The sequence below is a fragment of the Ruminiclostridium cellobioparum subsp. termitidis CT1112 genome, from assembly GCF_000350485.1.
Taxonomy (GTDB): Bacteria; Bacillota; Clostridia; order Acetivibrionales; family DSM-1351; genus Ruminiclostridium; species Ruminiclostridium termitidis.
Window position 1 is genome coordinate 20,570 of sequence record NZ_AORV01000043.1, and the last position, 21,964, is coordinate 42,533.

At 40.2% G+C, this 21,964-nt stretch carries 20 protein-coding genes; 2 read left to right on the forward strand and 18 right to left on the reverse strand.

Annotated elements, in window-relative coordinates:
• Window positions 1–27 precede the first annotated feature (27 nt).
• The 12 genes from lepB to CTER_RS15845 all read right to left on the reverse strand — a co-directional run bounded on the left by lepB (window position 28) and on the right by CTER_RS15845 (window position 11,581).
• Entirely contained in the window at window positions 28–711 is a 684-nt protein-coding gene (gene lepB / locus CTER_RS15795; RefSeq protein ID WP_004627169.1) for a signal peptidase I, read from the reverse strand.
• 214 nt (window positions 712–925) lie between these two features.
• Window positions 926–1,276, reverse strand: a complete 351-nt coding sequence (gene rplS / locus CTER_RS15800; RefSeq protein WP_004627168.1) for a 50S ribosomal protein L19 — start codon at window positions 1,274–1,276, stop codon at window positions 926–928.
• Window positions 1,277–1,436: 160 nt separating this feature from the next.
• Window positions 1,437–1,958: a dCTP deaminase gene (dcd, locus tag CTER_RS15805; RefSeq protein WP_004627172.1), complete on the reverse strand. Its 522-nt coding sequence runs from the start codon at window positions 1,956–1,958 to the stop codon at window positions 1,437–1,439.
• 78 nt (window positions 1,959–2,036) lie between these two features.
• Window positions 2,037–3,026 (reverse strand): Gfo/Idh/MocA family protein, encoded by a 990-nt coding sequence (locus CTER_RS15810; protein ID WP_004627066.1) that lies wholly within the window; start codon window positions 3,024–3,026, stop codon window positions 2,037–2,039.
• A gap of 132 nt (window positions 3,027–3,158) precedes the next feature.
• Window positions 3,159–4,013 (reverse strand): class I SAM-dependent methyltransferase, encoded by an 855-nt coding sequence (locus CTER_RS15815; protein WP_004627067.1) that lies wholly within the window; start codon window positions 4,011–4,013, stop codon window positions 3,159–3,161.
• Window positions 4,014–5,000: a GNAT family N-acetyltransferase gene (locus tag CTER_RS27055; RefSeq protein ID WP_004627056.1), complete on the reverse strand. Its 987-nt coding sequence runs from the start codon at window positions 4,998–5,000 to the stop codon at window positions 4,014–4,016. It abuts the gene before it with no gap.
• A gap of 23 nt (window positions 5,001–5,023) precedes the next feature.
• Window positions 5,024–6,076 carry a ribosome small subunit-dependent GTPase A gene (gene rsgA / locus CTER_RS15825; protein ID WP_004627044.1) on the reverse strand — a complete coding sequence of 351 codons (1,053 nt, stop codon included), beginning with the start codon at window positions 6,074–6,076 and terminating at the stop codon, window positions 5,024–5,026.
• The gene (locus CTER_RS28340) at window positions 6,076–6,225 is read right to left on the reverse strand and encodes a hypothetical protein (RefSeq protein ID WP_004627133.1); all 150 of its coding nucleotides are present in this window, start codon (window positions 6,223–6,225) and stop codon (window positions 6,076–6,078) included. Before CTER_RS28340 ends, rsgA begins: the two co-directional genes overlap by 1 nt.
• A gap of 628 nt (window positions 6,226–6,853) precedes the next feature.
• Window positions 6,854–8,326, reverse strand: a complete 1,473-nt coding sequence (locus tag CTER_RS15830) for a sulfatase (protein WP_004627119.1) — start codon at window positions 8,324–8,326, stop codon at window positions 6,854–6,856.
• A 29-nt stretch (window positions 8,327–8,355) separates the two neighbouring features.
• On the reverse strand, window positions 8,356–9,234 hold the full coding sequence (locus CTER_RS15835) for a carbohydrate ABC transporter permease (RefSeq protein WP_004627155.1): 879 nt from the start codon (window positions 9,232–9,234) through the stop codon (window positions 8,356–8,358).
• Window positions 9,235–9,245: 11 nt separating this feature from the next.
• Window positions 9,246–10,139: a carbohydrate ABC transporter permease gene (locus tag CTER_RS15840; RefSeq protein WP_004627162.1), complete on the reverse strand. Its 894-nt coding sequence runs from the start codon at window positions 10,137–10,139 to the stop codon at window positions 9,246–9,248.
• A 98-nt stretch (window positions 10,140–10,237) separates the two neighbouring features.
• Complete coding sequence (locus CTER_RS15845; protein WP_004627094.1) at window positions 10,238–11,581, reverse strand: ABC transporter substrate-binding protein; 1,344 nt, start codon at window positions 11,579–11,581, stop codon at window positions 10,238–10,240.
• 343 nt (window positions 11,582–11,924) lie between these two features.
• Here CTER_RS15845 and CTER_RS15850 point away from each other — a divergent pair, with 343 nt between their 5' ends.
• Both CTER_RS15850 and CTER_RS15855 read left to right on the forward strand, forming a co-directional pair.
• The gene (locus tag CTER_RS15850; RefSeq protein WP_004627098.1) at window positions 11,925–13,736 is read left to right on the forward strand and encodes a cache domain-containing sensor histidine kinase; all 1,812 of its coding nucleotides are present in this window, start codon (window positions 11,925–11,927) and stop codon (window positions 13,734–13,736) included.
• 20 nt (window positions 13,737–13,756) lie between these two features.
• A complete protein-coding gene (locus CTER_RS15855) occupies window positions 13,757–15,322 on the forward strand; it encodes a response regulator (protein ID WP_004627054.1) in 1,566 nt (521 codons plus the stop codon).
• A gap of 11 nt (window positions 15,323–15,333) precedes the next feature.
• Here the strand turns inward: CTER_RS15855 and CTER_RS15860 are convergent, their stop codons facing one another.
• From CTER_RS15860 to hemC, 6 genes are all read right to left on the reverse strand, one after another.
• On the reverse strand, window positions 15,334–15,870 hold the full coding sequence (locus tag CTER_RS15860) for a chromate transporter (RefSeq protein WP_004627171.1): 537 nt from the start codon (window positions 15,868–15,870) through the stop codon (window positions 15,334–15,336).
• A 13-nt stretch (window positions 15,871–15,883) separates the two neighbouring features.
• Window positions 15,884–16,468 carry a chromate transporter gene (locus CTER_RS15865; protein ID WP_165585968.1) on the reverse strand — a complete coding sequence of 195 codons (585 nt, stop codon included), beginning with the start codon at window positions 16,466–16,468 and terminating at the stop codon, window positions 15,884–15,886.
• A gap of 632 nt (window positions 16,469–17,100) precedes the next feature.
• Window positions 17,101–18,387, reverse strand: a complete 1,287-nt coding sequence (gene hemL / locus CTER_RS15870) for a glutamate-1-semialdehyde 2,1-aminomutase (protein ID WP_004627031.1) — start codon at window positions 18,385–18,387, stop codon at window positions 17,101–17,103.
• A gap of 38 nt (window positions 18,388–18,425) precedes the next feature.
• Window positions 18,426–19,388, reverse strand: coding sequence for a porphobilinogen synthase (gene hemB, locus CTER_RS15875; protein ID WP_200859474.1), 963 nt, complete (start codon window positions 19,386–19,388; stop codon window positions 18,426–18,428).
• A 22-nt stretch (window positions 19,389–19,410) separates the two neighbouring features.
• Entirely contained in the window at window positions 19,411–20,964 is a 1,554-nt protein-coding gene (gene cobA / locus CTER_RS15880; RefSeq protein ID WP_004627148.1) for a uroporphyrinogen-III C-methyltransferase, read from the reverse strand.
• Between the two features lie 2 nt (window positions 20,965–20,966).
• Window positions 20,967–21,875, reverse strand: coding sequence for a hydroxymethylbilane synthase (gene hemC, locus CTER_RS15885; protein ID WP_004627128.1), 909 nt, complete (start codon window positions 21,873–21,875; stop codon window positions 20,967–20,969).
• Window positions 21,876–21,964 lie beyond the last annotated feature (89 nt).

Here is a 21,964-nt window from a genome sequence, read left to right on the forward strand (position 1 = left end):
GTGTAATAATTGCTGCTTTAATCAGGACTACTTGAGTCCTCCGAATTTTGCCAAAGGCCAGATTCTCAGTACGGCCCGGCCTATAACCGAATCCACGTCTATGGGGCCCACCTCGCTGGATCTTGAATCCAGACTTTGTTCTCTATTATCACCCATTACAAACAACTTATTCTCAGGAACAGTAAAAGGCAGCTGCATGCCTTTGGATTCTGTAATACCTTTTACATAGGGCTCTTCGAGTTTTTTATATTCGCTTTCCCCGGCAGCTTTTCTATATACAAAACCATCATGTATATCGATCTGATCACCGGGCAGTCCTATAACTCTCTTTATATAATCCACTTCACCCGGATTTCTTATGGGCAGATATTTAAATATACTTTTAAATTGTCCTTCCTCATGCATAAAAACTATTATATCGCCACGGCTGGGTTCACTGAAAAAATATCCTGTTTTGTATACTATGACGTTATGTCCTTCAAACAGGGTATTTTCCATTGATACCATATTTACCTGGTAGGTCGAAAAAATGAAGGCCTTTATCAGCATGGATATCAATACTGCTGCAACAATAACAACGGCCCATTCAAAAATTTCTCTGCCTATAGAATTTTTTTTCTTTGGTTTTATATCGGAAGACTGCTTGTCTTTATTTTCAGTATTCAATTTTTCCAGTTTTTCTTCATTATTCTCATAGTTTTGATTCTCCATAGGAAAACACCTCGTAGACTTTTATTATTTAATAAATATCAAATCGTTTCTATTATATATAAAAACACAAAATTATACAAATTACATTTATTTAACATCAAAAAACAACTTAAGCAATAGTGCGGTATGCCCGCGCACATTTCCGGAACAGACTAAAAACCCAGAGACATGATGCCCCTGGGTTTTCCGCTGTGTTCATACAAACACGTATAACTTATTTAGTCTGAAGCTTTTCCTTAACTTTGGCAGCCTTACCTACTCTGTCACGCAGATAGTAAAGTTTGGCTCTTCTAACAACACCTTTTCTAACTACATCGATATGATCGATTCTTGGTGAGTTAACCGGGAAAATTCTTTCAACACCAACACCGTAGGATACTCTTCTGACAGTAAAAGTTTCCTTTAAGCCGGAACCTTTCAAAGCTATGACAGTACCTTCGAATACCTGGATTCTTTCCCTGGTTCCTTCTTTGATCTTTGCATGAACCTTAATAAAATCACCAATTTCCAATTTAGGAAGGTCAGTTCTTATCTGTTCATTTTCAATTGCTTTCAATATATCCATTTTCAAATTCCTCCTTCCTCTCCTAGATGTTCGTGCATCCTGTACAACCTTGTGCAGAGGACCATCCGTATTACATACGCAGTGTATTATAGCACAACCTTTATGTACTGTAAAGCTCTTTTTACTCTTTTGCCATAATTATCAGTTTTCAAATCAGGTGCTATTTGTTAAAGTCCTTGTATAACAGGCTTGGCTGAATACCGGTATTGTTCTGGTATTTGCCGCTGCTGTATTTTTCGTATTCTCCTTCAATTGAATGATAGTAAATCTGGCATATATCAACACCGGCATAAACTCTGATAGGCTGGATGCAATATATCTCCAGGGTCCAATACCCTGAAAAGCCCACATCTCCAAACCCCGCCGTCACATGAATGAACAGTCCAAGCCTTCCGATTGAAGATCTGCCCTCCAGCATTGGCACATATTTTTCGGTCCTTGTATACTCTTTTGTTCTGCCCAGATAAAGCCTGTTGGGCTCCAGTTCCAGACCTTCCTCGGGTATGACAAGGTTTTTCGCTTTGTTTTCCTTCTTCATATCCAAATATTTATTCTCATATACCAGCAGTTCATTGTGCAGCTTCAAATTGTAACTGTTGGGATTCAGCTGAGCCGGGTTGAAAGGTTCAATAAAAATATCCCGTCCCAGCCTGTTCTGTATTTCCTTGCCTGATAAAATCATATTCTTACCTCCTGATTGCAGTTTATTCACAGGCAATACACGGCAAACAGCCTGTTTATCCGCTAAAATACTATTATATCATGTCTGCGCTTTATCGGCAGCAAAGACCACTCCCGCATCTTTTCTGGCTTTTACAGCCGTTTCAATGACTGCCACAGAGTGGTCGAACAAGCCGTAACATCTTTTATAGTCCCTGTTTTCATATATGTCCGCAAACTCCTTTATTTCATAAACAAATCTATCGGAGTTTGTGTGATAATTATACGTTTCAACGCTGCCACCCCTTCCAACCTCAAATGATGTACAACTGTTAACCGGACCATTTACCCTTATATACCCCTTTGTCCCCTGGATAATTGCAAAACTGGGACTATTGCTGTCCTTCGCCCCGGTGCACTCACATATGAAATCATCATATTTAAGAAGGGCGATACCCGAGGTATCAATGCCGTTACCTGCAAGGTTGGCAGAATATTTTACCTCCTTCGGCCTTCCGAACAAACCGATTGCAAAGTGCAAATTATAAATGTTAATATCCGTCAGAGCCCCTCCCGAAAACTCCGGGCTGAAAATATTTGTTACTTCACCCAGCAGAAATTTGTCATATCTGCTGGAATACTGGGAATAGTTGCATTGAACCAGCTTCAAATCTCCTATTGCTCCAATATGTTCTTTCACCTTCTTATAGTTTGGGAAATGTATGGTTGTAACCGCCTCAAATAAAAACAATTCCTTTTCCCTCGCCAGGTCAGTCAAGGTTTTTACTTCCTGAACCGTAGATGTAAACGGCTTTTCACATATTACATGCTTTCCCTTCTGCAGGGCCTTCAATGCCTGCTTGAAATGAAGGCTGTTCGGAGATGCTATATAAATAAAATCAATATCACCGTCACTAAGTAATTCATCATAATCTGTGTAATATCTCTTTACATTGAATTTATCCGCCAATGCCCGGGCCGTTTCCTCCCTCCTTGAAAAAACAGCCGTACATTCAACATTATCCACCTGTTCCATTCCTGTTAAAAAATCCTCTACAATGGCTCCGGTTCCCACAGTACCTATTCTCATCGGCTTACCTCGTCTTTAAAGTATTTTTGCTGCAATATTTGCTCCGCTGATTTATATTATAATACAATTGCCCTGCTTTGAGACAGCCCCAAAACCAGGTGTTTTTTGCTTCTGATTTTATTTCTCATTGTGTCATGAATTTTTTTGAGCAATAACGGCTATCCATTCTCCATCCCCGGTATACACACTGCCGGTGAGATCGTTCCATACAGTCTTCAACTTAAACCCGGCCTTACTTAATAATTCCTTCACAGCTTCCAATGAATAGTCATGAAACCAGTTTCTGTACACCTTGCAGCCACTTTCATCAATAATTATGTACTGATTCAGCCACAAGTCCCTGTCAGGGTAATCAAAGCACATTTCAAGCACCAGATGCCGGCCCGGCCTCCAGAAGCCCTGATCACTATAATACCAATTGTTCTGAATTTTGTTCTGAGTTCTGAGTTTCCGGGTCGAAACATCGAAGATAAAGACGCCATCCTTCTTCAGTGCTTTTTTTACTGCCGCAAGCAACTGTACCAGTAATGCCTCCGGAAAAGTATTAAGCTCACCGTAAACCTGAATTACGGCATCAAATTCATTTTGAAATTCCAAATCAAAGAAATTCACACAGTGATATTCGACAGGCAGGTTTAACTCTTCAGCTGCGGCTCGTGCATATCCAATTGAATGTTCTGAAATATCCACTCCCACAACCTCCATACCTGCCATAGCCAGCCTTTGGGCATATAGACCGGGACCGCAACCAAGATCCAACAGCCTCATTCCGGGTTTGAGGGCACCTGCTTTAAACAGGTTATCTATAGTCCGGTCTATGGTCTCAACTTTTCTGCTGGCAGCATCATGGTTTTGGCTGAGATGGGCCTCCAGCATACTCCGGGATATATGGGGATCATCCCAGAAGGTCTTTTCCCCCGGCTCAAAGGGTTCCGGCTTTTTAGAATATCTGTTTATGATATCAAGAGTTTCTTTATATATTTGCAATTATTCCACCCTCCCGTCCTCAATGTCAAACATAGGCGGAAACACAATCAGCCCCGGTTTCAAAGCACCGCTTTCCACCTTTGCACAGTAATCTTCCATCAAGGTTCCGTTTATAAGAACCTTGATCATAAATGCCGTGTATGCTGCATTCTGGTCAGTAATTTTTATGTTTCTATTTCCTTTACTCAAGGTATGCAGATATTCACAGGAAATGGTAGTATGTAAATCCCCTCCTGGTTTACCGTACTTTTTATGAGCAAAGTAAGTCAATATATCAAATACATCTTCATCCTCCGCCAGAAGTTCCTTTATACAAAAACTGCTGTTGTCATATCTCACAAATCCAATGCTCTGTTTTTCCCTGACAACTACCGAACAACGTGCTCCAATGCCGTGATTATGCCATTCACTGATATTTTCACCCGGAAAGAGTGCAAGACGGTCGGACCTGTGGCACTGATGCCACTTTTCAATTATCCATGGAAGGTCCCTGGTGGAAACCGGCCTTAAACTGTAGGAATCGCAATTAAATTGTCCAGCATTTATACTGACTTTTGACCCTTTTTCCGAAAACATTCGGGTCTTGTAGCCGAAACGCGGATAGTAACTGTCATGTCCGCATAACAATGAAAAGGTATGCCCCAATTGTTTCAGCCTGTTATGGCCCTCCTCAATGAGTTTTTTACCTATGCCCATTCTCTGATAATCGGGATGTACCGATATGGGAGCCAGCACTGCTCCCTTTGTCTCATTCCCCTGTACAATAAATTTATAGGGTGAAAACAATGCGTGACCGGCAATTTTTCCATCCATCTCGGCAACAAGCGATAGTTCGGGATTATACCCCGAACCATGCCTGAGCAGGTCTACAAGCACAGGTTCCGATACATACTGGTTGTCGGGGTGCCACCCTAAAAAAGCCTCGTAGGTGACATTTGCAACACCTGTATAATCTGAACTTTTTTCACTTCTGATTTTGATATCCATACGCATCCTCCTAATTCAGTACCCTAAAACTTCCCTTTTGCAAAATTCTTCTGGTACTTTGACAGCTGGCGCCCCCACTGCTTCTCCTGAAGTCTCTGCTTTCCGTCCTTCTTTGATTCCATAAAAGCAATTTCCTTCTGCAGTTTCAGCCAGCTATCCCATCTTTTCTTCTCAAGTTTTTCGGTCTCCAGTGCCTCCCTTACTGCACAACCCGGCTCATCCCGGTGTTTGCAGTCGTGAAAGCGGCATTTCAGAACAAGTTCCTCAATGTCTCTAAACATAATGTCCATACCGGTGTCGGAATCCCACAGGGAAAGTGTTCTCATTCCGGGAGTATCCAGGATCAGCCCTCCTCCCGGCAAAAGTACAAGTTCCCTGTGGGTGGTGGTATGTCTGCCCCTGCTGTCGTCCTCACGTATTGACTGCGTCTTAAGAATTTCCTCTCCGGCCAGGGTGTTTACCAGTGTAGACTTGCCCACTCCCGACGATCCCAATAACGCCACTGTTTTGCCGGGCAGCAGGTATTTCCTTATATCCTCGATACCCTGTCCCGTCACAGAACTTATGGCGTGAACCTCAACACCGGGAGCTGTGCCGTATACCATACCCAGCTTATCAGCCGTATCCCCGCAGCAGTCGGCCTTTGTCAGCACCACCACAGGCACAGCACCGCTGTCCCAGGCAGCAATCATATACCTTTCCAGCCTTTTCATGTTAAAATCCCTGTTAAGCGACTGTATTATAAAAACGGTATCGGCATTTGCTGCAACAATCTGTTCCTTAACTTCAATTCCGGCTGCTGCTCTCGAAAACTTGGTTTTTCTCGTGAGAACAAATCTAACCAAAGTATCTGCCCCCTGTACCGTTTCAAGACCGACCCAATCCCCCACAGCCAGTTGAAGGCTGTTTCCCTCTTTCTGCAACGGTCTGCCGACCGTAAGTTCACCTGAATCGGTCATAACCTTCAGCTGCTGCCCGAAATCAGCAATGATACGTCCCGGGAACATAATCCTCTCCGCCGTTTCTTTCCATTGGGTTTCAAAAAAATCATTCCATCCATAATCTTTTATATTCATCAGTAATCATCCTTCATAAATTTTTTTTCGTCCTGTCTGCGTTTCTTTTTATTCTTCAGGCTGTTTTCCTGAACTCTTGTTCTGGGATTTATAACCCAGTTTCTCCGTATTTCCTTCATATAATCAAAAGTAGTTTTCTTTTTATTCATCGTTACCCTCCATTCTACGTGGTATCCACGTAAACAAAAATTTAAATACTGGCGTCACGAGCAAATTTCTTGATATTTTAGTGTCCCAAACTGAAAAATGGACATAAAAAAATCCGCAGATAGCGACCACCTGCGGATATGATTGAAAAATTCATACTTTCCCGGACAATAAAAAAACACGCTACTAATGCGTGCCGACAACTACTCAATAATAAAACGGCTAAATAAATAAATTATTTACAAGCTGTTCATTACTGTCGTATTTAATTGCATCCACCATACAGTTGCTCGAAAGAAGCCGCACCGGAACAAAGTATATAAAAAACTCCTCTGCACCGTGCCATTATTCAGTTAGCAAAGAGCCACCCCAACAATTAATTTTAATGACATACAACAACAACTCCTTTCTTCTCATATTAAAATTATATCCTTTTTGATTATAAAATATATTTCCATTCAATGTCAATAGTCAAACAATAAAACCTTGTCAATCAGCAAAAAGAGACCAAGTAAAGGCTGCATCTGCTTTAACTTAGTCCCTTATCTGTTTACTCAACAAAGCTTGTCAGAATATTCATTATGAAATATGTAGTTTTAATTTACTTCAGTCAGCTCCTTTCAAAAAAAATTATTCTTGCTTAAGGCCAAGCCGTTCAAATTGTTCTAAAGGACATTCTGCGTTTTCCATGCAGCTTATAAGTTTTTTGCAGAGCAGGCTTTCCAAATTTTCATCTGAAATGGGATGCTGTTGAGAGTAATCGTCTTCGATGTCATAAAGTTCATTTTTTAAAACATACTTGATATCACCATATATATCCTCATTGTTCTTTGGAGGAATTCTATATACCGGATAATTGGTATAGGGTAAAAATCTGCCCATTTCAATGCTGTCAGCATACTCATTACCATAATACCTCCAAATTGTCGTAGGAATTCCACAGTAATTATATAACGGTTTATTCTCACCGTCCTTTGGTGCTCTAAAATAGGTATATTTGCCGTCAAAAATATTTACAGCTCTTCCAAACCAGCCGTAAATCAAACCTTCACGGCCTTTAACACTATTTCCTATTACATCAAGCAGCGAATATCCCTTTACCGTCTCGGGCACTTCACACTTGTGATATTTCAAAACTGTAGGCATAATATCAATATTCTGTGTAAGTGCCGAAACTCTGCTGCCTGAGCAGACTCCCCCGGGTAAGCGCATAAATAATGGTATATGTGCCATTTCATTGTAGGCATGCATAAAGTTCTTTCCTGTGAAATTATGTTCACCCAACATATGACCGTGATCAGTAGTAAAAATAATTAATGTATCCTCATACATACTATTTTGTTTTAAAGTCTCAATAAATTTGCCAAACCACTTATCCGTCATTGAAAGTGTTGATTTATAACAAGTGTTCAATCTCTTGACGGCATCTTCCGGTTCAGTTACCGAGGCATAAGTGGACCAGTTGAATTCTTTCCCATCATAGTGCTCGTTATAAATGTCATGAAATTCCTGCGGACAGTCGAATGGCTCATGCGGATCAAAGGCCTCTACAAGCAGGAAGAAATTGTCTCCTCCCTTATTTTCCCTCACCCATTCACAGGCTGCTCTGAATGTCCTGGGAGAAGGGTATTCGGCATCTGTTGTAAACCTTTGCCTGTTTAACAAATATTGTGAAGATTTTTTACCGTAACTTTCCCTGTCAATTTCCGGCTGCTTCAATCTGGATACCCATGCGTCAAATTCCTGTCCTCTGTGATAATCCCAGGTGTTGAACAAATATGTGTAGTTCTCTCCGCCTATTTCAAAATAATGGGTATGGTCGGTGATTATATGTGTATAAAAACCATTTTCTCTCAGGCAGGCCGGCAGGGTTATATCAAAAGGTTCGATGGGCCCCCAGTTTCTTTCCAGAAATCCAAGTCTGCCGGTAAATATATCACGTCTGGCAGGCATACATGGTGCTGATCCTATAAAATGATTATCGAAAACTACGCTGTCGGCTGCAAATCTGTCAATGTTGGGTGTATATGCATCTGAGCCGGGATTATAAATTTTTAAATGATGCCTGTTAAGGCTGTCCAGCAAAATCATTATAGTTCGCATTGTCTTCTCCTTTTTTTTAAGACCACTGTTTAACCTTTTATTCCGGTAGTTACTATGCCTTCAATGAAGTACTTTTGCATCAATAAATATAGAATTATCAATGGAAGCATTATCAACGTAGTTGATGCCATTAAAAGATTCCATTGAGTTATAAACTCATCCTTAAAAACTGATAAAGCAAGTTGTACGGTCCACATCTTTTTACTTGAAGTGATGATTAACGGCCAGGTATATTCATTCCAGGTTGTAGTAGTTTTTAATACTATTAGAGTTGCAAAAACCGGTTTGCTTAAAGGTATATATATACGGGTAAAGGTCCCCCATTTACTTAAACCGTCTATTTTAGCAGCATCATCCAATGATTTTGGGAAATTCATGAAAAATTGCCTGAACAGGAATACACCGAAGGCACCTGCAATATATGGAGCGATCATTCCTGCATAAGTATTTATCAGACCGGTGCCCCCCTGACCCAATATATTGTTTCCGCCTGCCAAAGGTATATATCTCATCAGTACGAAATTCGGCAGCATTGTAACCTGTGTTGGTATCATCATACCCACCAGGGCCAGGACAAACAAGAAATCCCTGCCCTTAAAAATAAGTCTTGAAAATGCATAGCCAGCCATTGAATTTATTACTAAACTGATCAATACCGATAAACATGTAACATATGCCGTGTTAAAGAAAAATCTTCCCCATGTTGTGCTCTCTAAAGCAAGTTTATAATTGTCAAATCTCCATTCATGAGGAAATAGCGAAAAAACTCCTGATTGGATTTCAGAGCTGGTCTTTAAAGATGTCATTACCATTATAAAAAATGGGACAATGATTATTATTGCAAAAAAAACAAGTAAGAAATAGTACAAAGACTTTTGATAGCTTTTCATCCCAATTGATGATTTCATATTACACCCCCTTATCCAATGTCCAGATCCTGACCCTGATTTCCATACTTAAAATTAATAAGTGTAAACACAAGAATTACTAACAATAACACCACGGCCTGAGCGGCTCCGTAGCCCATCTGATACTCGGTGAAAGCCCTTGTGTATATCTGATGCACAATTGTTGTTGTTGAGTTCATCGGACCTCCTGAGGTCATTACATTAACCTGTTCAAATACATTGAATGCATTAATTGTGCCGGTAATCAAAATAAAAAAAGTAACAGGTTTAAGCATAGGCATAGTTATGTGCAAAAAACGCCGGAATCCGTTTGCCCCATCAACCCTTGCTGCTTCATACAGATATCCCGGTATATTATTTAGACCTGCTATATATAAAGTCATATAATATCCCATACCCTTCCAGATACCCATTACAATAATAGCGCCAAGTGCATATGTGGAATCATAAAGCCATTTTTTTGGTTCCTGTCCCATAAGACTTATTATTTTATTGAACAGGCCTGAGGATGGTTCATATAACCATAACCAAACCATTGATATGGATACCATGGAAGTAACATATGGCAAATAGTATAAGGACCGGAAGAACTTGATTCCCTTTATTGCGGTATTAGTAAGCGCTATAGCAAACACAAGTCCCAAAGCCATTGTAAAAAACACAGTAAATAATACATATATGAAAGTATTTTTTATTGATATAAAAAACAAACTATCGCTTAATAACTTTACGTAATTATAGAAACCAACAAAATTGATGCTTTTTAAATTGAAATTTGTAAAGCTTAAAGCTATATTAATTGCAATCGGTGTGAAAACAAAGAAGAAAAAGAATATATAAAAAGGTGTTATGAATAAATATCCGCATTTATCGTAATTTAATGCAGAAATGTTTTTTTTGGACATTTTAGCTCTCCATTTCATATAAGATATGACTTATGTCAGATTTATATAAATTACGGACGGTACATTGTCTGCCCGTCCGTAATTTATATACCTGGATGTTATTTTGAAATCTCCTTAAGCAATGCGATTTCAGCATCCTTCAATGCCTTTTCAGCCGAGCCTTTCTGATTAATAACTACTTCATAGGAATTTGAAACATATTTGTTGTATACGCTTATCCATGGCACTGTAGCTTTACCCTTACCATTCTTAACATATTCCATGACAACTGAATTAAGTGCGGGATCCTTTTGAATGTAATCCTCTTCCAGAGATTTTCTTATTGGCGGGAATAATTTTTTGACCGATCTGTCCTGGATAATCTCTTTAGAAAGCATATACTGCATTAATTTCCACGCTTCCTCCTTATGGCCGGATGTTTCACCCATTGCATACAGCTGATATCCGCAGAAGCCAACCGCAGGCTTATCATCGTTGCTGAACATGGTTAAATACCCCAATTGGTCAGCAAGATCAGGATTATTTTCCTTAAATTGAGCAACCTGATTAACACCTATATTTCCTATAGCACTCTTTTTATTCATAAAAGGTTTCTCATCACCCTTTTGTTGATCATGAGCTATATAATCCTTCTTTGCAGCCAGGTCGCCAAGGAACTGGAGAGCCTCGATTGCCCCCTTATCGGTAAAGGACGGTTTTAGATTTTGCTCATCTATTATCATTGAACCATTTGAACGCATAAACGGCTCGGTAAAAACCAAAGATGAATCTACCGAAGGCAAATCAAAGCCTGCCTGGATTACATTACCCTTATTATCTTTTTTGGTTAATTTATCTACTACTGCTTCAAGTTCCTTCCATGTTTTAGGAGGCTTTTCAGGATCCAATCCCGCTTCCCTGAATAAGTCCTTTCTATAAACAAATATGTTGGGATTTGGAGCACAACCAATGGCTACCTGCTTTCCCGCATATTTTCCCATTTCATATGCACTTTCAAATATATCATCCTTGTCGGCCCATTTTTCAATATATGAATCCAGGGGTTCAAAATCATTTAATGAACCACGCGTACCAACCTCCGCAAGTACTATATGTATTACATCCGGATATGTTCCGCTTAATACCGCAGCATTAAGTTTGGTTTCCTGCTCCGATATTACCGGGGACATACCGGTTGCTTCTACTTTAATTCCCGGATTCTTTTCTTCAAAGGCTTTTACATACTCTTCCATTTCGACTTGCGTTGCCTTATCAGTACCCTGATACCAGTATTGTAAAGTAACAGGCTCTTGTTCTTCTTGTGCTCCGCTTGCTTCAGCTGCTGAAGCTTTTGCAGTATTACCGGTATCAGCTGATGTATTGCTGCCGCATCCTGAGAAAGCTGTAATCAGCATAAAAATTGCCAGAATCAAAGAAATTAGCTTTGAACTTTGTTTTTTCATTTGCTACCTCCTAAATTTTTATTTGTTTACTTAATATAATTATTATCCTTGTATAACTGCCAGCATTCAACTTTGTAAATTTCGGACTTCTAGTATAATTTTTAGATAGAATAACGTCATTTTAAATTTTTGTATATAGTTTATTACTTTTTGTATATTTTTTGGCTTATACTGCAGAATGCAGATATAAGGGCTATTTCACGCTAAATATTGGTTGCTTGACACCCAAAACATATTATACTAAAGTTAGTCTTAGGATAAGACTTCAAAAAGTATCCATAGCAGGAAGACAAGTGATAATCCATATCAGGAGTGTTTTTAGTCGGGAAGGATCAAGTTATTTATGAATAAATTCAAATTTATTTTCGCCAGGGATAGTCTATTTGTCAAATTAATTACCAGATTTTTGGTCATATTATTTTTACTGTCCCTATTAATACAAATAACTTCTTTTGCTCAATATGGACGTGCAACCCGAAAATTTCTTTCAGAGAACTATTTTCAGATGCTTTCTCATACCGAAAGCAATATTGATTTGCTAAATAGACAAATTATTCATATGATCAGCCAGTTTGACTTGAACAGTGATCTGAACTATTACCTTTCAGAACCGATAACCGAACAATTTATGAAATATCGGATGGTAGATAAAATGAATACATATTTATCTACTTTTTCTGCACTTTTTGATTCATATAAAATCCAAGTAGTTTTAATCGGGCAGAATGGACAGGTTTATACTAATAATAATCAACTCCTTGCAATGCCAATTGAAGATATATATGAACAACCCTTTGTAAAAGAGGCTTTAAGCAACTACAGGAAAGTGTTTTATAAAACAGGCAGACACGGTATCACAACCGAGACGCAATTCAGCAATGTGACTTTGATTTCAAAAGCAATTCATAATATGTATACCGACAAACTTTATGGAATACTTATCGTAAGTATTGATGAAGAAGCCTTTTATAAAACCTATAACAAGCTCTTAAATAGAAATAATCGTTTTGTTATAGTAAAACCCGATGGATATGTTTTGTCAGACAGTGTTCGTTCAAACGTTGGAAAAAAAATGCCGGAGCTTTATAACATTGCGCTGAAGCAGCAGGATCTCGCGATAGATAAACATAATATTGAGTATAATAATAAAAAGTATATCGCCATGTCAAAGTATATTCCATTGTACGATTGCTGGCTAATTGAATTTTCAAGCTACGACCTTGTAAATAAGGAGAATAATATTATTCTGTTTAATATTTCAATGATAAGCCTTGTTTTTATCTTTATAAGCTTGTTGTTTACTTTCTATTCGATTAATTCGGTGACTACTCCGATAAATAAGTTATCCGAACTCATGTTTAATTTTACCCATAACAAGAATCCTGAACGGATTAACTTCAAGGGCTGCAGAGAAGTTGAAATTGTAAGTGAAGCTTTCAACTCAATGCTTGATGAAATTAACAATTATATAGAGAAGCTTAATTTGGAAAATGAGGCTAAGCGTCAATCTGAACTGACAAGTTTACAAATGCAGATAAAGCCCCATTTCTTATATAATACCCTCACATCTATCAAGTATTTGACAATTTACGGAAAAAAGAATCAAGCTGTTGAGGCTATATCGGCTTTAATTCAGTTATTAAGAAAAACAATCGGTGACAGTACCGAGTTAATACCTCTCTCAGAAGAGCTTATGCTTGTCAAATACTATATGATAATACAACGCTTCCGTTACGGAGACGGGGTCCATTTAGTCGTTAATGTAGATACTTCCCTGGAGCTATATCAAATACCAAAATTAATTTTACAGCCGCTTATTGAAAACAGTATATTCCATGGATTTACAGACACTAACCCAAGAGGCACAATAAGTATATTTTCCCATCTGGAGGAAGATAAACTGATTATTGATGTTATTGATAATGGTAATGGCATCCCTCCTGAAACATTGGCAACTCTTCTGGAATATGATTCCGTTCCGGAAAAAGGAAAGTTTTTTGGTATCGGAGTCAAAAATGTTGACGAGCGTATAAAACTGATATATGGGAATAATTTTGGTTTATCAATAATTAGTGAATTGAATTTTGGTACTCAAATAACAATAAAATTACCCGCAATAAAAATGGAAAATACTGACCCGGCAATTGAAAAATAAAACTGCATGAGGTGATAAGAATGAGTGTGGATTTAACTAAAATTTTAATAGTGGATGACGAATTATTACTTCGGAACGGTATCAAATATATTTGTGATTGGGAGGCTGAAGGTTTCAAGATAGTCGGAGAAGCCGGAAATGGCAAAGAGGCTATGAAGCTTGTTCAGGAATTGCAGCCCGATATCGTCATAACCGATATTATTATGCCTGAAATGGATGGCATTGATTTAACCGCGCAAATAAAAAGTCAATATTCTGATATTTCCATTTTAGTATTAAGCAGTTATGATAACTTCAATTACGTAAAATCAATTTTCCTTAATGGAGCCGGCAATTACCTGTTGAAGCCTAATCTCGATGCATCTCAATTAATTGAAACCCTGAGAAAATTAAAGCCCTTGACCAAGCCCAAAGAGAATAGTATTAAGCACACTGCGGAATATATATTGCTTAAAATGATAGAGCATGAGGATTTTAGAAGTAATAATGCTCTCCTATCCTTAGAAGAGAATACCGGGATCTGCTTTGACAGCAATGAACCTTTCTATTTGCTCAATTTGAAACTTAATTGTCCGCCAAGTGATATCGGACAAATTAAGACTGTCCTCAAGTCAGAATTGGCAACAGGCATAAATACAAAAAAAGCTGCAATTGCCGCATATAACAAACAAAATATTGTTGTGCTGCTTCAGTCGGCTTGCAGGGAACCTGAAATCATCAAGCTCTTTGATAGAATAATGGGATCTTCCTTTATGCTGCAAAATGCCCCTATAGCTGTTTGCATGTCTGAACCTTTTTACGATATTTCAGCCTTGTCCCGGATTTTTCATAATACGCTGAACAAATGTGAATATGGGTTTTATTTTACCACCAATATTATTATTTCAGACAATATGATTAATCCAAGCTATGTGTCCATGAATACAAAAGAGATTTCAAAAGAATTGGATATACTTAATATTGAAAGAGTAAAAGAACTGATTATTGATTATGTAAAAGCAGTAAATGAAACCTTGTCCATAGAACCTTATTTGTTAAAAAAGAATATTGAAAGCCAATTCTATTTTACTATTCAGACTATTTCATCTGCGGGTTTTAATGTAAGTGAATTGAACAAATTAAAGATTAAATTTTTTAGAATTATAGATGAAGTATCAAACTATGTTGAACTCATAAAGGTGATTAATAATGCCTTTAATGATATAGCCGATACTATAAGTATTGAATTGAATGCAAGAAACCGGGATGTTTTATCCCCTGTTTGGGAGTATATTAACTCCCATTGCTGCGAGGATATTAAATTATCTGACGTCGCGAGTGCTGTCCACTTGAATTACAGCTACCTTTCAAGTCTGTTTAGGATTAAATCCAATGAAAGCTTTACTGATTGCCTGCATAAGGCCAGAATAAACAGAGCAAAGGAATTACTCCGCACCCAAAACATAACTATTAGTAATGTCAGTACCATGGTAGGCTTTATAGACCAGAGCCATTTTTCAAAAGTATTTAAAAAACTGGAGAATATGTCCCCTAAGGAGTATCAGAAAATATTCTATTCCAGAAATGTTACATCAAATAAAAAATAGCTTCATATTTTTTAAAAAATAAGCATACCTGTCAAAGCTGATGCAAGCAGAATCAATAATGGATTTATTTTTATGGTGTTAAGTATAATAAAAACCGCACCTATTAATAAAATACTTTTAATATCGCAGCCATTCATACTTATGATGTTATTGGATACTGAAAGCCTGAAGGCCGCATAAACTATAAGCGCCGAAACAGCAGGACGCAGCCCGTAAAATATTCCCTTTACAATAAAGTGCTCACCGTATTTTAATAGAATTTTTCCCAGTGCCAAAATTATCAATAATGATGGCAGTATTATCCCCAGACATGCTATAACTGCTCCCGGGTATCCATACATGTGAAATCCTACCAGACTGGCGCAATTTGCTGCAATAGGTCCGGGTGACATTGAGGATACGGCAATAATTTCAGTTAATTGGGAAGTATCTATCCAATGCCGGCTTAAGAGTTCCCTTTCGATAATTGGAATTATCGCATATCCACCGCCGAAACCAATCATACCTATTTTAAAAAAAATTGAGAATAGCTGAAAATATGTGTTCACTTGTTTGTTACCTTTATTTATTGAATTTTAATTTTACAAAGCTCACCAGAATACCTATTCCAGCTCCGGCAATAATAATAAAAACAATACTTATGCGTTGACATAAAATTAAGACAACATTCGCAGCAAGAAATATCCCCCAACAGGTTTTATCTTTCAAAGACACAAAACCCATTTTGCAGGCAGCAATAAGTACCAATCCTATAACTGCTCCCTGGATACCTTTTGTTGCTGACTGCACCAATGGTATTTCTCTGATATTGTCATATATCAAGCCCATTGCTACTATAATTATAAAGGTTGGGATTGCAGTTCCCATAAATGCCGCCAATGCTCCTATTACTCCATTGATATTGTATCCGATTAATGTCGCAGAATTAACTGCTACAGCACCGGGAACCGACTGCGCTGCTGCTAATGTATCAGCCATCTGTTCATTATCAATCCACTTTTTCCGGTCTACCACCTCCCTCTCAATTACCGGGACCATTGCAAATCCGCCGCCAAAGGCGATAGGTGATATTTTTAAAAATACCAGGAATAACTCAACAGCCAGAGACCACTTTGATTTTTTGTTTTCTGTATCATTATTTATCACAAACACACCCTTTTCCATAGTACCTATCTTTTTGAAAGCACATTGCAGCCAACCTTTTCATTCTATTTCCTGGAAGAATATCCTCATACCATAAATCAAAAATGCTTTCTAAAAAATTGTATATCTTTGAGATGTAAATGAGTATTCACTAACTCCCGATTCTTCCTCCAACGGATCAAGACATTTATTTCATTAACCAACTTTTATAAAGCTATATAAGTATGTGATTCATTTCAATAGTAGCAACCTATATTTTAAAAGTCAAACCAGTAGCGGAAGTCCTAAAAAATGGCTGTAACTTTCTAAAAAATATACAAATTATTAAGTTTAGCATAAAAGGAAGGTTTGGATAATTTAAATTTGTGAGTACAATTATAGTATGCATATATTATTTATATGTTTTCATCCATTCGTTGGGCGGATAAGCCGGAGGCGGAGTTGTCTCAAATTTAACACACAATCCTGCTTTATTTATTAATAAGGCAAAAACTGCTTTGAACAGTTATAAAGCCATGGCAATTCCCCTTGCGGCGACCGGTCATTTAATCCCGGTCATTGCATCGGCTGCCATGGCACTGAACTCATTGTGCATATTTATGAATTTCCTGTTATCGTTTAGAAAAATATTAACACTAAAGCAGTGAAAAAGCATACTCTATAGCTGCTTTGGTTTCAGCAATATCCTTTTCAATATGGGCATATGACACAAACAGTGCTTCAAACTGTGAGGGAGCAATATAAATACCTCTATCCAGCATAAACGAGAAATATTTTTTAAATTTCTCCAGGTCTGACTTTACCGCACTGCTGTAATCCACAACCACCCTGTCGCTGAAAAAAACACTTAAAAGCGAGCCCACCCTGTTAATACTTATATCGGTTCCGTACCTGTTTGCAGCCTCTGTATATGCATCTTCCAAGGATTTGCCCAGGCAATCCAAACGCTGGTAGAAGTCCCCTGTCTGCTTTATGGTCTTCAACGTACTGATGCCGGCAGCCACTGCAACAGGATTGCCTGACAAGGTTCCTGCCTGGTATACAGGGCCCAGCGGAGCTATTTTCTCCATTATTTTCCTTCTTCCTCCGTATGCGCCAACAGGCATTCCTCCGCCGATAATCTTTCCCAATACTGTCAGATCGGGCTTTATGCCATACAACTCCTGAGCTCCCCCATAGGAAACCCGGAAGCCTGTGATCACTTCGTCAAAAATCAAAAGCACACCGTGATTTTCGGTCAGTGTACGCAGCTGCTTAAGAAAATCAATATCCGGAAGCACCAGCCCCATATTGGCGGCAATGGGCTCAATTATAACTGCTGCAATTTTGCTGCCATATTTTTTGAACAGCTCCTGCAAACCTTCCGCGTCATTGTACACGGCTACAAGGGTGTTCCTGGAATAATCCGCCGGTACTCCCGAACTGTCGGGCACCCCAGCCGTCAGGGCGCCTGAGCCGGCTTTGACCAGCAGGCCGTCACTGTGCCCGTGGTAACAGCCTTCGAATTTAACTATCAAATCCCTGCCGGTGTAACCTCTTGCCGCACGTATGGCACTCATGGCAGCCTCTGTTCCCGAGCTGACAAGTCTGAGCATTTCCATGGAAGGAATGGCCTCACATATTAATTCGGCCAGCTGCAATTCATTCTCAGTGGGCGCCCCGAAGCTCGTTCCGTTTTCGGCGGCTTCCTTTATGGCCGCAATGACGGCAGGCTGCGCATGTCCCAAAATCATCGGGCCCCAGGAGCAAACGTAATCAATATATTCATTTTCATCAAGGTCAAAAAGCCTGGAACCCTTTCCTTTTTTTATTACCGGCGGCTTGAGACCAACCGATCTGAAGGCCCTGACAGGACTGTTTACTCCTCCGGGCATATAATTGCAGGCTTTATCAAATACTTCTTGAGATTTTATGTTATTCATGGGGACAATTCTCCTATAATATAGACTTACTGTATGTTTTATTTCAGCCAGGCTGCCGCATCAATGGCAAAATAGCTGATAATTATAACTGCACCGGCCCTTTTTATTGCCGTCAGGGACTCAAGTGCCGCGCCTTTTTCATCAATCCAGCCTTTCCCGGCAGCAGCCTTGATCATGCAGTATTCGCCGCTGACATTATAGGCCGCCAGCGGATAGTCATATCTGGAAGCTGCCTCATGGATAATATCCAGATATGCAAGGGCCGGTTTTACCATTATTATATCGGCTCCTTCATCTATATCCAGCTCTATTTCCTTCATGGCTTCCTTCCTGCCGTGATAGTCCATCTGGTAGGTTTTTCTGTCTCCAAATGCCGGAGCAGAGCCGGCCGCATCTCTGAAAGGGCCGTAAAAGGCAGAGGCATATTTGGCACTGTAGGCCATAATTGCCTTATCGGTGAAAGAACTGCCGTCAAGAGCTTTCCTTATGGCAGCCACTCTGCCGTCCATCATATCGGACGGGGCAATTATATCGGCACCTGCATCAGCCAGGCTGACAGCTGCTTTTGCTAAAACCTCCAGGGTCAGGTCATTATCTATCTTGTTGTCTTTTATAATCCCGCAATGCCCGTGACTGGTGTATTCACACAAGCAAAGGTCAGCCGACAGAACAAGTTCGGGGAACCGCTGTTTTGCCTGCCTTAGAGCCTTTTGAACAATACCGTCACTGCAGAAGGCACCGGTTCCGACCTCATCCTTCTCATCGGGTACACCAAACAGGAGCACGCCGGGAATCCCCGCCTTCTGCACCTTTTCCAGCTGGAAGAGCAGCCGGTCCACCGAGTAATGATTTATTCCGGGCATTGAGGCTATTTCTCTTTCTATGCCTGCACCTTCTGCAACAAACATGGGATAAATAAAATCTTCCACATTTATATTTGTCTCTCTCACAAGTTTTCTCAGCCCGGGACTGGTTCTGAGTCTCCTGGGTCTTTTTATCAAATCCATTTTTACCTCCGGAAGCCTATTGTTGAGTATTTAACCTTCTATTTTCGGAAAGTTCGATTATTTTATTTATTATTCCTTCTGAATTATACTGTTCAGCAACTGCGGTTACGGTGATTCCTTCCTCTGCGGCGGCACCGGCGGTGACCGGCCCGATACATACCATATGGGCGGGCAATTCCCGTATTTTTTCCTTCCCCAGTATGGTCACAAAAGCCTTCACTGCCGACGGGCTTGCAAAGGTTATGATGTCGGCCTTTTCCAGCTCGGGAACTAAATAATCCAGCCTGCTTCCCAGATTACTGGTTTCCGCCGTGTAGACAGCTATTTCGTCATAAGCTATACCATTATCCTTAAAGCCCCGGGTCAATTCAGGCCTTGAAAGCTCCGAATCAATCAGCAGTATTTTATCCCTGCCTTCTATTCTTTCAATCAATCCCGATAATAACTCCTTGGATGTGTATTTCTCAGGAATATAATCCGGATACAGGCCCTTTGAATTAAGTGCCTTTTCAGTGGCTGAGCCCACCACTGCAAGCTTGATGCCATAAAGCCTGCGGATATCTGTCTTCAGCTGGTTGAGCCGCCTGAAAAATATCTCAACACCGTTTGCACTTGTAAATATCAGCCAGCTGTATGAGTCAAGCCTGTTCAAAGCCGTATGAAACTGCTCGTTTTCCTGCACTTCGGTTATTTTGATAACAGGAAATTCAGTCACATGGGCTCCATGTGCTTCCAGTCCTTTAACCAGAGTATCCGAGTGTTCGGCAGGTCTGGTGACAACTATCCTATTGCCCGAGAGCACTCCTTTACTATACCACCCAAGGCTTTCACCAAGTTCCGCGACCTGGCCTGCAACTATAACCGCAGGTGATTTTACCCTGTAATGCACACACTTTTCGGCAATATCGGACAATGTGCCGTTAACCACTCTCTGCCCGGGCCTTGTTCCCTTCTCAACAACAGCAACAGGTGTCCGGGGTTCTTTTCCAAACTTCATAAGACCGCTGCAAATTTCGCCGATATTTTTTACACCCATGAGAAAAACCAGGGTGCCTTCCTGCTTTGCAAGTGTTTCAAAATCACATAGGGGCTTGTCTTCACCATCCCCCGAAATTTTATTTTCAACCGAATGGTGCCCGGTGATGATATGAAGTGATGAGGCATGCTCCCTGTGTGTGACAGGTATTCCTGCATATGCAGGAACAGCTATGGCGGAGGTGATGCCGGGCACAACTTCAAATTCTATCCCGTTTTTATGAAGGTATTCACATTCTTCTCCGCCCCGTCCGAATAAAAACGGGTCACCGCCCTTCACCCGGGCTACCGTCCTGCCTTCATTTGCATATTTCAGAAGTATTTTATTTATCTCCTTCTGCGGCACCTGGTGATGCTGAGGCTGTTTTCCCACATAGACAAATTCCGCCCCATCATGAGCAAACCCCAGCACATTGCTGTCAATAAGCCGGTCATATACGATGACATCGGATTGCTTGATGGCCTCTGCGGCTTTTAAGGTCAAAAGCTTGTAATTCCCAGGCCCGGCCCCTATAATATATACTTTTCCGGCCATAATCAGCAATCCCCCATATTTATTTGATTTTGTACCATAAGGTCGGCAAGCCTTTCTCCAAGGGTGGGGGTCTGCCGCTTATCCCCTTCAACCGCTGCCCGTAAAACAGTCTTACCGTCATTTACAGCCAGCATTCCCGTTATTTTCATTTCATTGCCGCTGATGACGGCATGTGCCGCGACAGGTGTACTGCAGCCGCCGTTAAGCCGGATCATGAAGCTTCTTTCGGCCTCCAGGGCCAACCATGTGTCCGGACTGTTTATGGAATTTACAAGCTCCTGCATTTTTCCGCCCTTTCTGACCTGAACGCCTAATATGCCCTGTCCTATGGCGGGAATCATCTCTTCAACGGGAAAACAGCAGCCGCATTTTTCATGCAGCCCCAATCTTTTCAGTCCTGCTGCCGCAAGAACTATGGCATCGTATTCACCTGCGCCAAGCTTATCCAGCCTGGTAAGAACATTGCCCCTCAACTGCCGTACATTAAGATCAGGCCTTAAGGCAAGGAGCTGGACCTCACGGCGGATACTGCTTGTCCCCACTACCGCTCCAGTCCTCAGCTCCTTCAGACTTTGGCCGTTTGTTGTTACTAAAACATCACGGGGATCTTCCCTCTCTGAAACAGCCGCGATTGTCAATTGGCCTGGCATGACGGCAGGCATATCCTTCATACTGTGAACTGCCATATCTATTTTGTCTTCAATGAGCGCATTTTCTATTTCGTTGACAAACAGGCCTTTTCCGCCTATCAGATCAAGTCTTGTATCCAGAAGGACATCCCCCCTGGTTTTCATTCCCACAAGCTCAAACTTGAGTCCGGAGAACCTGCTTTCCAGCAGATTTACAATCAACCTGCTCTGAGCCATCGCAAGTGCACTTTCACGGGTGCCCACCCTTATGGTTCCATTCATAGTCCAGCTGCCTCCATTAAATAGTTTATCCTGTAAATAATTTATTTTTCAAATAGTATTTACCGCCCAAAACCCGGCAATGGGCTACA

Coding starts and splice junctions, on each gene's coding strand:
- lepB (WP_004627169.1), bottom strand. CDS start 711: ATGGAGAATCAAAACTATGAGAATAATGAAGAAAAACTGGAAAAATTG.
- rplS (WP_004627168.1), bottom strand. CDS start 1,276: ATGGATATATTGAAAGCAATTGAAAATGAACAGATAAGAACTGACCTT.
- dcd (WP_004627172.1), bottom strand. CDS start 1,958: ATGATTTTATCAGGCAAGGAAATACAGAACAGGCTGGGACGGGATATT.
- CTER_RS15810 (WP_004627066.1), bottom strand. CDS start 3,026: ATGAGAATAGGTACTGTGGGAACCGGAGCCATTGTAGAGGATTTTTTA.
- CTER_RS27055 (WP_004627056.1), bottom strand. CDS start 5,000: ATGGATATCAAAATCAGAAGTGAAAAAAGTTCAGATTATACAGGTGTT.
- rsgA (WP_004627044.1), bottom strand. CDS start 6,076: ATGAATATAAAAGATTATGGATGGAATGATTTTTTTGAAACCCAATGG.
- CTER_RS28340 (WP_004627133.1), bottom strand. CDS start 6,225: ATGAATAAAAAGAAAACTACTTTTGATTATATGAAGGAAATACGGAGA.
- CTER_RS15830 (WP_004627119.1), bottom strand. CDS start 8,326: ATGCGAACTATAATGATTTTGCTGGACAGCCTTAACAGGCATCATTTA.
- CTER_RS15835 (WP_004627155.1), bottom strand. CDS start 9,234: ATGAAATCATCAATTGGGATGAAAAGCTATCAAAAGTCTTTGTACTAT.
- CTER_RS15840 (WP_004627162.1), bottom strand. CDS start 10,139: ATGTCCAAAAAAAACATTTCTGCATTAAATTACGATAAATGCGGATAT.
- CTER_RS15845 (WP_004627094.1), bottom strand. CDS start 11,581: ATGAAAAAACAAAGTTCAAAGCTAATTTCTTTGATTCTGGCAATTTTT.
- CTER_RS15850 (WP_004627098.1), top strand. CDS start 11,925: ATGAATAAATTCAAATTTATTTTCGCCAGGGATAGTCTATTTGTCAAA.
- CTER_RS15855 (WP_004627054.1), top strand. CDS start 13,757: ATGAGTGTGGATTTAACTAAAATTTTAATAGTGGATGACGAATTATTA.
- hemL (WP_004627031.1), bottom strand. CDS start 18,387: ATGAATAACATAAAATCTCAAGAAGTATTTGATAAAGCCTGCAATTAT.
- cobA (WP_004627148.1), bottom strand. CDS start 20,964: ATGGCCGGAAAAGTATATATTATAGGGGCCGGGCCTGGGAATTACAAG.
- hemC (WP_004627128.1), bottom strand. CDS start 21,875: ATGAATGGAACCATAAGGGTGGGCACCCGTGAAAGTGCACTTGCGATG.